Below are 15,538 nucleotides of genomic sequence, written 5' to 3' on the forward strand. Positions count from 1 at the left end.
CGCTGATTCCAACCCAGATTCAGCAAGCGTGATCAGCTATAGAAAAGGCCACAGATGTGGCCTTTTTTGTTGCGTGCATGTGCTGCACGGCACCAGCGGTCAAGCCTCAGCGTGCCGAGCCTGCTTGCGCTTTTCATGGCGCACCACCAGCCACGCAGCACCCAGCACCATCAGCGCCAGGCCATACCAGGTCAGTGCATAGACTGCGTGGGTGTTGGTGAACTGAATCACCGTCAAGCCCGCCCTGGGCCAGGTGGCCGCCACCGGCTGACCGGGCACGCCCTGGTCAACAAAGAACGGGGCTACACGGTCCAGCCCCTTGGCCTGTGCAATGGCTTGCACATCGCGTGAATGCCAGCGGTCTTCACTGGGTGCGTTCTCGCGCATGAAGCCCCCCTTGGGCTCGCTCAAACGCAGCAAGCCCGTCACGGTCACGGTATCGCCCGCAGCATCTGGTGATGCTGCAGCTATACGCTCTGTCACGGCTTTGCGCTCCTGCGCAGGGATGAAGCCTCGGTTGACCAGCAATTGCGTGCCATCGGCCTGCTGCAGCGGTGTGAGCAGCCAAAATCCGGCACCCAGCTCCGTTACGGCCTGCGTCAGCACACTGCGCCCTTCCATCCACTGGCCCTGTGCCTGCACGGCCAGGTATTCGTGGGTGTCAGGTGTCAGTTGCGGCCATAAAGCCTGCGCCGGTACGGCCACGGGCTGGCTGTGCACCCGCTCGTTGACACGTTCAATCAGGTCCAGCTTCCAGGCGCGGCGTTGCACCTGCCAGGTTCCCAGACTGATGAAGGCAAAAAAAAGGGCGATGCCCGCTATTGCGAGCACCGCCTTCACGAAGGTGGAGCGAGAGCGCTCTCGTGCCCTCGGGGTGTCAACCATCATTACTTGGCGTGGCCGCTGTGCTCAGCAGGTGCTGCTGGAGCAGCCTGCTCTTGCACAGCCTCAGGTGCCACCGCTTCTTGCGCTGCGGGTGCTACAGGCGCGGCCACAGGGGCTGCGGGCTGGCTCAGTGCAGGAATGTCCTTGTGCGCCGGCATCATGTTGGCGTTCATGTGGAACATCACCCAGAGCGTTCCCGCCAAGGTAATGATCACGAATACGATCGCAAAGATCGTGGACATCATGGTCCAGCCGCCCTGGATCTTGCCGTTCATGTGCAGGAAGTACACCATGTGCACCACCACCTGAACCACAGCAAACAGGCCCAGCACCATCACCACAGTCGTGCGGTTCTGGATCACATCGGCCATCACCAGCCAGAAAGGAATGACCGTCAGGATAACGGCCAGGATAAAGCCCTTGATGTAGTCACCCGAAGTGACGTGCAGGTCGTCATGCTCTTCGTGGTGGTCACCATGACCAGCGTGAATATCGTGTGCGCTCATTTACAGCACCCCCATCAGATACACAAAGGTGAACACACCAATCCAGACCACATCCAAGAAGTGCCAGAACATGGACAAGCAGTTCAGGCGACGAACGTTGGCATGGATCAGGCCCTTTTGCTTGATTTGCACCATCAGCACGACCAACCAGATCAAGCCGAAAGACACGTGCAGACCGTGGGTGCCCACGAGTGTGAAGAAGGACGACAGGAAAGCGCTGGTCTGGATCGTCGCACCGGTGTGGTAGATGTGCATGAACTCATACACTTCCACGCCCACGAAGGCCAGACCCAGCAAGCCAGTCACGGCCAGCCAGCCCAAAGTGCCATTCACATTCTTCTTTTGCTTTTGCAGCATCGCCAGACCAAAGGTCAGCGAAGACAACAGCAAGAAGGCCGTGTTGATGGCCACCAGCTCCAGGCTGAAAAGCTCAGCGCCAGTGGGGCCACCGGCGTAGCTGCGACCCAATACACCCCATGTAGCAAACAGTGCTGCAAAGATGAGGCAGTCGCTCATCAGGTACAGCCAGAAGCCCAGCGAGGTGCCGTTTTCTGGATGGGGTTCGTGCGCGGGATGGTACTCGCGCTGACCCGCTTGAATAGATGTATTAGACATGGCGTGCGAGCTGTTCAGTACGTGCGTCTTCTGTTGCCTGCACTTCAGCAGCAGGAATGTAGTAGTCGCGGTTGTAGTTGAAGGTGTGGATGATCGAAGACACGACCACGCCAATGAACGACACGATGGCCAGCCACCAGACGTGCCAGATCAGCGCGAAGCCCAGCACCATGGCGATCATCGAGATAACGAAGCCAGCGCCTGTGTTCGAGGGCATGTGCAGGTCTTCAAAGCCCTTTGTAGGACGCTGATAGCCGTGCTTTTTCATGTCCCACCAGGCGTCCACATCGTGAACCACAGGTGTCTTGGCGAAGTTGTACACGGGAGGTGGCGAGGATGTTGCCCACTCCAGCGTGCGGCCAGAGCCCCATGTGTCGCCATTGTTGTCGCGCAGCTTGTCGCGCTGGAAGTAAGACACCACCAGTTGCAGCAAGAAAGCACCGATACCGGCAGCAATGATGGCCACACCCACGGCAGCAATCACGAACCAGATTTGCAGGGATTGGTCATCAAAGTGATTGGCACGACGTGTCACGCCCATCAGACCCAGGATGTACAAGGGTGTGAACGCAACCCAGAAACCCACCAGCCAGCACCAGAAGGACACCTTGCCCCAGAACTCATTGAGTCGGTAGCCAAACGCCTTGGGGAACCAGTAGTTGATACCAGCCAGCAGACCAAACACCACGCCACCAATGATCACGTTGTGGAAGTGAGCGATCAGGAACAGCGAGTTGTGCAGCACAAAGTCAGCAGGAGGCACAGCCAGCAGCACGCCAGTCATACCGCCAATGGCAAAGGTACACATGAAACCGATGGTCCACAGCATGGGTGGCTTGAACTCGATGCGGCCCTTGTACATGGTGAACAGCCAGTTGAAGATCTTCGCGCCCGTAGGAATCGAGATGATCATCGTGGTGATACCAAAGAAGGTATTGACCGCCGCCCCCGAGCCCATGGTGAAGAAGTGGTGCAGCCACACCAACCACGACAGCACAGTGATACACACGGTCGCATACACCATGGAGGTGTAGCCGAACAAGCGCTTCTTGGAGTACGTTGCAACGATCTCGGAGAAGATACCGAACACAGGCAAGATCAGGATGTAGACCTCAGGGTGGCCCCAGATCCAGATCAGATTCACGTACAGCATGGGGTTGCCACCCAGCTCGTTCGTGAAGAAGTTGGTACCAAAGTAGCGGTCCATGGACATCAGCACCAAAGCTGCAGTCAAGATCGGGAACGAAGCCACGATCAGTGCATTGGTACACAGCGAAGTCCATACGAAGACAGGCATCTTCATCAGATTCATGCCTGGAGCGCGCATCTTGATGATGGTGACGATCAGGTTAATACCCGAAAGCGTCGTACCCACACCCGATAACTGCAGCGCCCAGATGTAGTAATCCAGCCCCACCCCGGGATTTTGATTGCCCAGGTTAGACAGTGCCAGCCAGCCCGATGTCGAGAACTCACCCAGGAACAGGGACACCATCACCAAGATGGCACCGGTGGTGGTCATCCAGAAGGAGAAGTTGTTCAGGAAGGGGAAGGAAACGTCACGCGCGCCGATCTGCAGCGGAATCAGGTAGTTCATGAAACCCGTGACCAAAGGCATGGCCACAAAGAAAATCATGATCACGCCGTGCGCCGTGAAAATCTGGTCGTAGTGGTGAGGAGGCAGGTAGCCCAGGTTATCACCAAAGGCCATCGCCTGCTGGATACGCATCATCACTGCGTCAGCAAAGCCACGCAGCAGCATGACGATACCGAGGATGATGTACATGATGCCGATCTTCTTGTGGTCGATCGAGCAAATCCAGTCACGCCACAGCGGGCCCCAGAGCTTGAATTTGGTCAGTGCTGCGAGCATCACCAGACCGCCAAGCACCACGGCAATAAAGGTCCACAGCACGATGGGCTCATGCACCATCGGTATGGAGTCCCAGGTAATCCGCCCGAGGAGCGGATCGTGGGGCATTGTTGTTGGTTCAGACATATCGAGTCTCTTGCTAAATGGCCGAAAGACCGGCCGCAGCCAGCCTTCCTTCCGTCAAAACTGCTTACTGCTGTGCCAAAGCGCGTTGGTCCATCAGGGCCACGACTTGGTCAGCGTTTTCGACAGAGCACACATCGTCAGGCAGGTTCAAACCCGCCGCCTTCATGTAGGCCGCGCCGCCAGCAGCGTCGATGGCCATCATGTGGTGCATGCACATCTTTCCTTCTTCCACGCACATGTTCAGTACGCGGTCGTACAAGCCTTCTTGCACAGAGGAGAAACGGGTCACAGGGTGACGCTCACTAGGCTTGACCAGGTTCAAATAACTGTCGCGATCGAGCACAGTGTTTTCGTCCTTGGCCTTTTGCACCCAGGCGTCAAAGCCTTCGTTGCTCAGGCCATGGAACTTGAATGTCATGCCAGAAAAACCTGCACCGCTGTAGTGCGAGTTCAGGCCACGGAACACGCCTTCGCGGTTGATCACCGCATTCAACTGTGTCTGCATGCCAGGCATTGCATAGATCATGCCGGCCAGATCAGGCACGTAGAAAGCACTCATGGTGTTGGTGGCAGTCAGCTTGAAGAGGATCGGACGATCCACGGGTGCTGCCAGCTCATTGACCGTCGCAATACCTTGCTCTGGATAAATGAACATCCACTTCCAGTCCATGGCAACGACCTGCACTTCCAGAGGCTTCACGTTGGGATCCAACGGCTTGGTCTCAGAAATACGGTCCAGGGGACGGTAGGGATCGAGCTTATGGGTCGTGATCCAAGTCAGTGTGCCCAGCGCAATGATGATGATCAGAGGGACACTCCAGATGACCAGCTCCAGAGCGGTCGAGTGGTGCCACTCAGGATCGTATTCAGCTTCGTTGTTGGACTGGCGATACTTCCAGGCGAACAACAAGGTCAGTAGGATCACAGGAACAATGATGACCAGCATCAACAAGGTGGCTGTCACCACCAAGTCGCCTTGCTGAGCAGCAACGTCCCCTGCGGGATTGAGTACGACAGCTTTACTGCAGCCCGTCAGGGTCGCAAGTAAAGCAGCCGCAGCGAGCCAGGCTGGCCCGCGGGTTTCCGTGGATGTAGGCATGCTGTTAACGCGAAAAACGCGCGTTGTTAGGTGTAAACGCGGATTACAAAACCAGCCGAATTTACTCTTCTCGCCCATCTTCTTCTTGTCTATCAAAGCTCAACACAGTGCCGTGTGCTGTCTTTATGTAGGCATTCAACGCGCACCCATGTCAATTGACACCCGTCAAACAACCCCTAAATCCTTGATTTTTCAGGACATACTGAAATAAGAGAAACCTCTTGATAAATGTCAAGAGCTCCCCAAATTGGGGCAGCTAAACAACAGCACAACACCCTGCTTGACCCGTGGTCTTTGCTACTTTTGTGTAGCTTCAGCATCCCCACAAACCCTTTTCCTACAAGTCTGACAGATAAAACTCGCTTGTTGACACGAATCAAGCCGCGTACAAGTGGTGCATCGCTTCGAGGAGATTTGCACCATGACAGGACTTGCACACTCTGGCCCCGTATCGGGTGCCGCCCCTCTGCTCCCTGCTGTCCATCGTGACGAAGAAGTCACCCCAGGTGAAATTGCAGCGGGCGTGATCATTGGCCGCGCATCAGAGTACTTTGATTTCTTCGTCTTTGGCATCGCCTGCGTGCTGGTATTTCCGCACGTCTTCTTCCCGTTCCTGTCCACGCTCGACGGCATGCTCGCCGCCTTTGCGGTGTTTGCTCTGGCGTTTATTGCCCGCCCTGTGGGCACTGCCCTGGGCATGGTCATACAGCGGCGCTGGGGCATGGCACCCAAGCTGACCATTGCGCTGTTCCTGCTGGGCAGCGCCACAGTAGGTATTGCGTTGCTGCCGGGGTATGACAGCCTCGGGACCATAGCAATCTGGTGGCTCATCGGGCTGCGTATTGCCCAGGGCCTTGCCGTGGGCGGCTCCTGGGAGGGGCTGCCGTCTTTGCTGGCAATGAGTGCCCCCAAAGAAAAACGGGGCTGGTACGCCATGATTGGCCAGCTGGGTGCACCCATCGGCTTTGTGGTTGCAGCCTCCATATTTGCCTTCATCTACAACCAGCTGTCCATTGAAGAGTTCACCACCTGGGGCTGGCGCTACCCCTTCTGTGTCGCTTTTGCTATCAACGTCGTCGCGCTGTTTGCACGTTTGCGCCTGGTGGCCGATGACACCTACGCCAACATGTTCAAGACCATGGAGCTGACCCCTTCACGCACTTTTGAAATGATCCACAGCGGTGAAGGGAAAAACGTATTTCTGGGTGCCCTGGCAGCTCTGGCCAGCTTTGCCCTGTTCCACCTGGTCACCGTGTTTCCCCTGTCCTGGATGACGCTGTATGGCGATGCCTCGGTAACCGCCATTTTGTGGGTGCAAGTGCTAGGGGCACTGATCGCCTGCGCCGCCATGGTGCTGTCTGGCTGGATGGCTGACAGGTTTGGGCGCCGCAACACGCTGGGGGCCATGGCGGTACTGATTGGCCTGTTCAGTTTTGCTGCGCCCATGCTGCTCAGTGGCGGCACAGCGGGCCAGAACGTCTTCATCCTGGTGGGCTTTGCACTGCTGGGGCTGTCCTATGGGCAGTCCTCAGGCACCGTCACTGCCAACTTCTCACGCCGTTTCCGCTACGTGGGAGCGGCCTATTCAGCCGATCTGGCATGGCTGCTGGGTGCGGCCATGGCACCATTGGTGGCCTTGTACCTGTCTTCGCATTTTGGCCCTATCGCCGTGGGCGGGTACTTACTGTCTGGCGCTGTCTGTACGCTGGTGGCTTTGGGCATTAACCGCGCCCTGGAGACAGCGCGCAAGTAGCCATCCGCAGCGCCACCAGTTCCCCCAAAGGGCTTGCCACGCTGGCAAGCCCTTTTTTGCTTACCGGCATATCTGCAGGCACATTCCCTGCAGTGACCGACAAACGGGGTGCGCCTGCCTAGAATGATTGGCCGCTTTGTTTTTGCACCCAACACCGCACACCATGACCCAAGGCCTGATTCGCATCCGTGGCGCCCGCCAGCACAACCTGCAAAACCTGGATCTGGACATTCGCACCGGCGAATTAACTGTGGTCACAGGCCCCAGTGGCTCGGGTAAGTCGAGCCTGGTATTCGACACGCTGTTCGCCGAAGGCCAGCGCCGCTATGTCGAAACCTTCAGTGCCTATGCGCGCCAGTTCCTCGATCGCATGGACAAACCCGCAGTAGACCGTGTGGAAGGCGTTCCGCCCGCGATTGCGATCGACCAGACCAATCCGGTGCGCAATTCACGCTCCACCGTGGGCACGATGACCGAGCTCAATGACCACCTCAAGCTGCTCTTTGCCCGCGCGTCCCACCTGTTCGACAGCCAGACCACACTGCCGGTGCAGCATGACACGGCCGAATCGATTTTTGCAGCGCTGCAAAAACGCGCAGAGCAGGCCGGTGATCCGCGCATTGCACTGACGTTCCCGGTAGAGCTGCCCGCCAACACATCTCAGCAAGAAGTTGAGCAATGGCTGTCCGCCAGCGGCTTTACCAAAGTACAGGCCGAACGCGAAGTGGAACGTGCTGCACCCACTGAAGAGCCCGTCAAGGGCAAAAAGCCAAAGGCTGCGCCGCCTGAAAAAATCAAGGTGCTGGATGTGGTGGCCGACCGCTTCCGCTTCAGCCGCGTGGAACGTGCGCGCGCCATGGAAGCCATCGAGGTGGCTCTGAAGCGCGGCAACGGTCACCTGACCGTGTATGTCATGCCCGAAGAGGGCGATGCATACACCTGGCGCTTCTCTCAGGGCCTGCACTGCCCTGAGAGCAACCTCAGCTACACCGCGCCCATGCCTTCGCTGTTCTCGTTCAACTCTGCGGTTGGTGCCTGCGACGCCTGCCGTGGTTTTGGCCGGGTCATTGGCGTGGACTGGGGGCTGGTCATTCCCAACGACAAGCTCACGCTGCGCACGGGTGCCATCAAGCCCATCCAGACCCCGGCCTGGCAGGAGATACAGGATGACCTCTTGCGCCACGCAGAGGCCGAAGGGATTCCGCGTGATATTGCCTGGAGCAAGCTGTCTGCCGAGCACAAGCACTGGGTGATTCACGGCTCGCCACTGTGGAAAGGCACCTGGAACAAGCAGTGGTACGGCATTCGCCGCTTTTTTGAATACCTCGAAACCAAGACCTACAAGATGCACATCCGTGTGCTGCTGTCCAAATACCGCAGCTACACACAATGCCCGACGTGCTCAGGGGCACGCCTGAAAACCGAAAGCCTGCTGTGGCGCATGGGCAGCAAGGCACAGGCTGATGCCGTGCTGCCGCCCGAGCAGCGTTTTATGCCTGCGGGCGTGGCATGGAGCCGTGCCCAGCTGGAGGCCCTGCCCGGCCTGTGCCTGCATGACCTGATGCGCCTGCCCATCACCCGGCTGCGCAGCTTTTTTGAAAGCCTGCACCTGGCCAATCAGACGGGTTTGCCAGACGGTGAGCTGCAAGCCCTCAAACTGCTTAACGAAGAAATTGGCACCCGCCTGAAATACCTTGTCGATGTCGGCATTGGCTACCTCACGCTGGATCGCCAAAGCCGCACCCTGTCCGGCGGGGAGGTGCAGCGCATCAACCTGACCACGGCTCTGGGCACGTCGCTGGTGAACACCTTGTTTGTGCTGGATGAACCCAGCATTGGCTTGCACCCGCGCGATATGGAGCGCATCACGCAGGCCATGCACCGCCTGCGTGATGCAGGCAACACCCTGGTGGTCGTGGAGCATGACCCTGCCGTCATGTTTGCCGCAGACCGCATGATCGACATGGGCCCGGGTCCCGGCGCACGGGGTGGACAGATTGTGTTTGATGGCACGCCGCAGGCACTGCGCCATGCCGACACGCTGACCGGCGCCTATCTGGGTGGCCGCAAGCAAGTGGGCTTTGGCGTCAAGCGCATGGTGACCGACGCTACGCCACGCCTGATTTTGGAAGGTGCCCGCGAGCACAACCTGCAAAACCTGCAAGTGAACTTTCCCTTGCAGCGCCTGGTCACGATCACAGGGGTTTCGGGTTCCGGAAAATCCTCGCTGATTCAGGACATCCTCGCCCCAGCGCTCATGCGCCACTTTGGCAAACCCACGGACAGCCCGGGTCTGTACGACCGCCTGCTGGGCGCCGATCACCTGGCCGATGTGGTGTTTGTGGACCAGTCGCCCATTGGAAAAACCGCACGCTCCAACCCCGTTAGCTATGTGGGCGCGTGGGACAGCCTGCGTGAGCTGTTTGCACTGGCGCCTCTGGCTGCACAGCGCGGCTACACCGCCAGCAAGTTCAGCTTTAACAGTGGCGATGGCCGCTGCCCCACCTGCGGGGGCTCGGGCTTTGAACATGTGGAGATGCAGTTTCTCTCCGACGTGTACCTGCGTTGCCCCGATTGCAATGGCAGTCGTTATCGCGACGAGATTCTGGAAGTCACCATCGAACGCGGCGAACGCGCCTTCAACGTCAGCGATGTGCTGGAGCTGACCGTGGCTGAAGCCGCCATGCTGTTTGCACACGATGCTGACGTGATCCGCGCGCTGCAGCCCATCGTGGATGTGGGTCTGGAGTACGTCAAGCTGGGCCAGCCCGTGCCGACACTGTCGGGTGGCGAAGCCCAGCGCCTGAAGCTGGCAGGTTTCTTGGCCGAGGCCGCCAAAACCGCATCCAAATCCAAACAGAAAATTGCCCGCAAAGGCACGCTGTTCCTGTTTGACGAGCCCACCACAGGGCTGCACTTTGAAGACATTGCCAAGCTGATGCGCGCACTGCGCAAGCTGCTGGAGGCGGGCAACAGCCTGATCGTCATTGAGCACAACCTGGACGTCATTCGCGCCAGCGACTGGCTCATTGACCTGGGCCCCGAAGGCGGTGACGCCGGAGGCCAGATCATTGCCCAGGGCACACCCGAAGACGTACGCCAGGTGCCCGGCTCACACACGGCACAGGCGCTGCGCGAGTACGACCTGGCCATGGGTGTGGGTGGTCAGCTGGTGGAAGAAGTAGCCCCCATGCTCTACAAAAAAGAGCTGTCAGCGCCCGCACGCAAAGTGAAGGAAGGCAAAAATGCGATTGAGATCGTCAATGCACGTGAACACAATTTGAAGGGCCTGAGCGTGGAAATTCCACGCGGCAAATTCAATGTGGTGACCGGTGTTTCTGGCTCCGGCAAGTCCACGCTGGCGTTCGACATTCTGTTCAACGAGGGCCAGCGCCGCTACCTCGAATCGCTGAACGCCTATGCCCGCTCCATCGTGCAACCGGCGGGCCGCCCCGAAGTGGATGCCGTGTGGGGCATCCCCCCCACAGTGGCGATTGAGCAGCGCCTGTCACGCGGCGGGCGCAAATCCACCGTGGGCACAACCACCGAGGTCTGGCACTTTCTGCGCCTGCTGTACGTCAAGCTGGGCACCCAGCACTGCGTGCACGACGGCGCAGCCGTCGAGCCCCAGACGCCCGAGCGTATTGCTGCGCAGCTGCTCACGCAATTCAAGGGCCAGCACATCGGCCTGCTGTCGCCACTGGTGGTGCACCGCAAGGGCGTGTACACCGAGCTGGCCGACTGGGCCCGCCCCAGGGGCTACACGCATTTGCGCGTGGATGGAGCTTTCTTGCCGACCACCGGCTTTCCGCGTCTGGACCGCTTCAAGGAACACACGATCGAGCTGCCCGTGGCCAGCTTCAAGGTCAGCGCTGCCAACGAAAAAGAGTTGCGTGCGCAACTGGCCAAGGCACTGGAGATTGGCAAAGGCGTGGTGCACGTGCTGTCAGGCATTGCCACGCTGGAAGCCGCCATCGCGGCCCCCGAACAGGGCAAAGGCGTGGGCACGCTGCAGGTGTACTCCACCCAGCGCGCCTGCCCCATTTGTGCCACCAGCTACGCAGAGCTGGAGCCCAGCCTGTTCTCATACAACAGCAAGCACGGCTGGTGCCCGGATTGCGTAGGCACTGGCGTCAAACTGACCAAGGATCAGCGCAAGGTCTACGACGACAGCACGCTGGCAGAAGACAACCGGGGGCGCGAGCTGACGCTGACCGCCAACGAGGTCGAAGACCTGGAAGAATGCACCTGCCCTACCTGCCAGGGCACGCGCCTGAACGCACGTGCGCGGGCCGTGCAGTTCCACGGCAAGGCCATCACGCAACTGGCACAAATGTCGGTCACTGATCTGCGCCACTGGTTCCAGAACCTGTCAACCACAGGGCGCGAAACCGATATCGCACGTGATCTGCTGCCAGAAATTCTGGGGCGTCTGGAGTTTCTGGAAGAAGTCGGACTGAACTACCTCACCCTCGAACGTGGTGCACCCACGCTGTCCGGTGGTGAGGCCCAGCGCATTCGTCTGGCGGCACAGCTGGGCAGCAATCTGCAAGGCGTGTGCTACGTACTGGATGAACCCACGATTGGCCTGCACGCACGCGACAACCACATCCTGCTCAATGCCCTGCACAAGCTGGGCGAGAAGGGCAACACGCTGGTGGTGGTGGAGCACGATGAAGACACCATCCGCCGTGCCGACCACGTGATCGACATTGGCCCCAGCGCAGGCAAACGCGGCGGCATGCTGGTGGCTCAGGGCAAGCCCGAAGACATCATGGCGGCCCCAGATTCGCAGACTGGCCGCTACCTGCTGCATGCCATGCGCCACCCCTTCCAGCCCCGCCGCCCGGTGCATGGCGTGGCAGATGCGGCATCGATCCCCGTACAGGAAGATGCCCCCAAGCCCAAAAAACGCACCAAAAAACAAATAGCGGCCGATGCCGCCGCTGCACTGGCAGCCGACAGCGCAGCGCTGAATGCAGAGCTGCAAAACCCGGTCAAAGACACCGGCCCGCTGCACTGGTTGATCGTTAACGGCGCCAACCTGCATAACCTGCAGGACATTGAGGCCAGCGTGCCGCTCAAGCGGCTGGTGGCCGTCACGGGCGTATCGGGTTCCGGCAAATCCACCCTGGCACGCGATGTGCTGCTGGCCAATGTGGCCAGCATCGTCAGCCAGCGCAGCACCAAGGCAGGCCGTGAAGCCATGGCCTCAGGCAACACCCCAGCGCTGGTGGGGTGCGAAGCCGTATGGGGCACCGAAGGTATCGACCGTGTGCTGGAAGTGGATCAGACGCCGATTGGCAAAACACCACGCAGCTGCCCCGCTACCTATATCGGTTTCTGGGACACGATCCGCAAGCTGTTTGCCGACACGCTGGAGGCCAAAGCCCGTGGTTACGGCGCAGGGCGCTTTAGCTTTAACACCGGCGAAGGCCGCTGCCCAGCCTGTGAAGGCCAGGGCATGCGCACCATCGAGATGAGCTTCTTGCCCGATGTGAAAGTGCCCTGCGAAACCTGCCGTGGTGCGCGCTTTAACCCCGAGACGCTGGCTGTCAGCTGGCGCGGAAAGAGCATTGGCGACGTACTGCAAATGGAAGTGGACGAGGCGGTCGAGTTCTTCGCCAGCATGCAAAACATTGCGCACCCGCTGCAACTGCTCAAAGACGTGGGGCTGGGCTACCTCACCCTGGGCCAGCCCTCACCCACTTTGTCTGGCGGTGAGGCGCAGCGCATCAAGCTGGTGACGGAGTTGACCAAGGTACGCGACGATGTCACCAAACGCGGCAACAAGGCTCCCCACACACTGTACGTGCTGGACGAGCCCACCGTGGGCCTGCACATGGCCGACGTGGACAAGCTCATCCGTGTACTGCACCGTCTGGTGGACGCCGGCCACAGCGTGATCGTGATTGAGCACGATCTGGACGTGATTGCCGAAGCCGACTGGATCATTGACCTGGGCCCCGAAGGCGGCACCGGTGGCGGACAGATTGTGGCGGCAGGCACGCCAGAAGAAGTGGTGGCCTTGGGCACACACACGGGCAGCGCCATCCAGCCGGTGCTTGCGCGCAATACCTGAATCTGAGGCAAGCCCTGCACAAGGCTGGGAGTGCAGGGCCTTGCTGCAGCGATGCAGCCCGGGCCACCCGCCCACTATCTGTGCAGGACTTGTCCTTTTCTTTTTGCCTTTCCCCTTCACCTGCGCGAGGTGCTGGCGCCCGCTCTCAGCGCCACTGCGCGCGGCCTCGTTACTCATGGCCTGCGCTGCCTGCGCGGCTTGGCGCAGCGTCTGCACTACCAGTTTGCGATGAACTGGCTGTGGGGATGGACATCTGGCTTCACGCAGCACAAAGGCGCGGCCAATCTACCGAAGCAGCTAAACAGCTAAGCAGCTAAGCAGATATACGCAGCCATACCGCAGCTGTCACTGCCACGTGAAAAGACAAGCTCCAGCGCCTTCCACTCGGCAAGGGCCACATCGCCAGAACCCGTGGCGCTGACGCGCTAGCGACAACACCCAAGGGATTGCCCCCACCCCCCTGCTTGCACTTCGTTCCTACAGTGGTGCAAATGTCGCCTTGATTAATTCAAGAAGACATTTTGGGAGAGGCAGCACAGACTGCCTGCACAACACAAGAACTGGAGACATTCCCATGGCTTTCGTCACACACCTTGGTCGCCGCACCACCTTCGCTGCTGCACTGGCTCTGTCCACCTTGGCATTCGCCAGCCACAGCGTGGCACAAGACGCTGCCAGCTGGCCCACCAAACCCATCCGCCTGATCGTGCCTTACACGCCCGGTGGCTCTACCGACATCGTCAGCCGCACGGTGTTTGAGGCCGTGAGCAAGCGTCTGGGCCAGCCCGTGGTGATTGAAAACAAGCCCGGTGCCAACAGCACCATTGGTGTGGCACAGACCTCTCGCGCACCCGCTGATGGCTACAACTTTGTGAGCGTGCTGGCGGCCTACACCGTGAACATGTCGCTGTACAAAAAGCTGCCCTACCAGCCCGGCGACTTTGTGGCGGTCAGCCATGTGGCGGATCTGCCCATGTTCCTGTTCACCTCCAACAAGCTGCCGGTGAAAAATGCCAAGGAACTGGCCGAATACGGCAAGAAAAACCCGCTCAACTACGCCTCCAGCGGCACTGGTGCCAGCGCCCACATGATTGGTGCGCGCTTTGCGCAGGAAAACCAGCTCAACGCCCAGCACGTGCCCTACAACGGCAGCGCGCCCATCTTGGCGGACTTGATGTCGGGCCAGGTGGACATGCTGTTTGACCCCTTGCTGGTGCCCATGCCCCATGCCAAGACCGGCAAGATCAAGGTGCTGGCTGTGGCCTCCAAGCAGCGCTGGCCCAACGAGCCCGATGTGCCCACCATGGAAGAAGCGGGCTTTCCCGGCTTCATCATGAATTCGTGGGTGGGCATTCTGGCCCCCAAGGGCACGCCCCAGCCCATCGTGGACAAGCTGTCCAAAACCATTGCCCAGGCCGTGCAATCGCCCGAAGTGAAAACCAAGCTCACCCAGCTGGGCTTTGGCGGCGTTGGCAGCACGCCGGCTGATTTCCAGAAGCTGATTGACCAGGACTCTGCCATGTACAAAGGCGTGATCACCAAGGCCAACGTCAGCCTGGATTGATCTTTGCGCCCACAAAAAAAGCCAGCAGTGCGATGCCTGCTGGCTTTTTAATAGCTATCATCGCTTACCCAGCAACGTTTTCAGATATAAATATACCTAAGAACGTTACTGCATAAGCGCTAACAGCTATTATTTATTTAGCAAATGGTCTGCCAGCTGTACAAAACCGTCGCCCCGCTCGGCCTCGGTCACATAGCGGGGCAGGTGCTGCAGCTGCGGCACAAAGCGCGCAATATTGGCCACACCCACAGACAGCGGCACGTTCTGGAACATCAACTGGTCGTTGGTGGAGTCGCCGATATACACCCACTGGCCCAGCGTAGCGTCCAGATCCAGGTCGAACAGCTCACGCACGATCCAGCGCGCACCTTCCAGCTTGTTGTGCTCGCCAAACCAGCCGTTGATGTGAATCGAGCTGACCGTGGCATTCATGCCCGCAGCCTTCATGATGGCCACGCAGGCATCGATATGGGCTTGCGACATGGTGGTGAACTCGCTGTGGTCCACCGCAATGTCGCACTCACGGCCATGCGAGTCGGTGGCACGCTGCGCACCGGGCACGGTGGCTTCGATCTGCGCCAGCACTTCCTGCATCTTGGCAAAGTTGTGCACACGCGTGTCGTCGTCTTGCTGGTACAGCTTGTCCAGCCCGCCTTCGGCATTGCGGCGCAGCGCCACCGCACCGTTTTCGGCCACGATGGACTCCACAGGCCAGGCACGCGCAAACGGCACGCTCCAGCCCACAGGGCGGCCTGTAATCGGCACCACTTTCAGCCCCGCATTCTTGAGGCGCGCAATCGCAGCCACCACGTGCTCGGGCACCACACCATCGGTGGTCAGCGTGTCATCAATATCGGTCAGCACGCCCAGCAAGTTGGCAGGAACGGGCAGCTCAGACAAAGGACGCAGAAATTCTTGGCTCACAGCAAACTCTCAAAGTACAGGGCAGATGTCACTTGCACCGGGCGCAGCCCATCGGCGGGATGCCGAGCAAGGGCCGCCCCGCAGTGAGGGCGTCGCCCCCCTCCCGCGCAG

At 59.5% G+C, this 15,538-nt stretch carries 8 protein-coding genes and 1 pseudogene; 3 read left to right on the forward strand and 6 right to left on the reverse strand.

The genetic code is table 11. The features are described from left to right. Positions 1 to 99 precede the first annotated feature (99 nt). The 5 genes and pseudogenes from H9646_RS15250 to cyoA form a co-directional block, all read right to left on the reverse strand. Complete coding sequence (locus tag H9646_RS15250) at positions 100 to 885, reverse strand: SURF1 family protein (RefSeq protein ID WP_191724233.1); 786 nt, start codon at positions 883 to 885, stop codon at positions 100 to 102. Positions 886 to 968: 83 nt separating this feature from the next. After that, a pseudogene (cyoD, locus tag H9646_RS15255) lies at positions 969 to 1,391 on the reverse strand (cytochrome o ubiquinol oxidase subunit IV); the annotation flags it as partial. Next, positions 1,392 to 2,006, reverse strand: coding sequence for a cytochrome o ubiquinol oxidase subunit III (gene cyoC / locus H9646_RS15260; protein ID WP_191724235.1), 615 nt, complete (start codon positions 2,004 to 2,006; stop codon positions 1,392 to 1,394). Then, entirely contained in the window at positions 1,999 to 4,005 is a 2,007-nt protein-coding gene (cyoB, locus tag H9646_RS15265) for a cytochrome o ubiquinol oxidase subunit I (RefSeq protein WP_191724236.1), read from the reverse strand. The genes cyoC and cyoB overlap by 8 nt, the downstream gene beginning before the upstream one ends. Before the next feature lie 64 nt (positions 4,006 to 4,069). Continuing rightward, positions 4,070 to 5,104: a ubiquinol oxidase subunit II gene (cyoA, locus tag H9646_RS15270; protein ID WP_191724237.1), complete on the reverse strand. Its 1,035-nt coding sequence runs from the start codon at positions 5,102 to 5,104 to the stop codon at positions 4,070 to 4,072. 421 nt (positions 5,105 to 5,525) lie between these two features. Between cyoA and H9646_RS15275 the strand changes: the two genes are divergently transcribed. The 3 genes from H9646_RS15275 (at position 5,526) to H9646_RS15285 (ending at position 14,503) form a co-directional block, all read left to right on the forward strand. Next, positions 5,526 to 6,857, forward strand: coding sequence for an MFS transporter (locus H9646_RS15275; RefSeq protein ID WP_191724238.1), 1,332 nt, complete (start codon positions 5,526 to 5,528; stop codon positions 6,855 to 6,857). A gap of 163 nt (positions 6,858 to 7,020) precedes the next feature. Beyond that, positions 7,021 to 12,939: an excinuclease ABC subunit UvrA gene (gene uvrA, locus H9646_RS15280; RefSeq protein WP_191724239.1), complete on the forward strand. Its 5,919-nt coding sequence runs from the start codon at positions 7,021 to 7,023 to the stop codon at positions 12,937 to 12,939. A 574-nt stretch (positions 12,940 to 13,513) separates the two neighbouring features. Further along, positions 13,514 to 14,503 carry a Bug family tripartite tricarboxylate transporter substrate binding protein gene (locus tag H9646_RS15285; protein WP_191724240.1) on the forward strand — a complete coding sequence of 330 codons (990 nt, stop codon included), beginning with the start codon at positions 13,514 to 13,516 and terminating at the stop codon, positions 14,501 to 14,503. 129 nt (positions 14,504 to 14,632) lie between these two features. On the opposite strand, the gene H9646_RS15290 is transcribed toward H9646_RS15285, so the two are convergent. Next, positions 14,633 to 15,427, reverse strand: coding sequence for an HAD-IIB family hydrolase (locus H9646_RS15290; protein WP_191724241.1), 795 nt, complete (start codon positions 15,425 to 15,427; stop codon positions 14,633 to 14,635). Positions 15,428 to 15,538 lie beyond the last annotated feature (111 nt).

Source organism: Comamonas avium (assembly GCF_014836675.1).
In the GTDB taxonomy this organism is placed as follows: domain Bacteria; phylum Pseudomonadota; class Gammaproteobacteria; order Burkholderiales; family Burkholderiaceae_C; genus Comamonas; species Comamonas avium.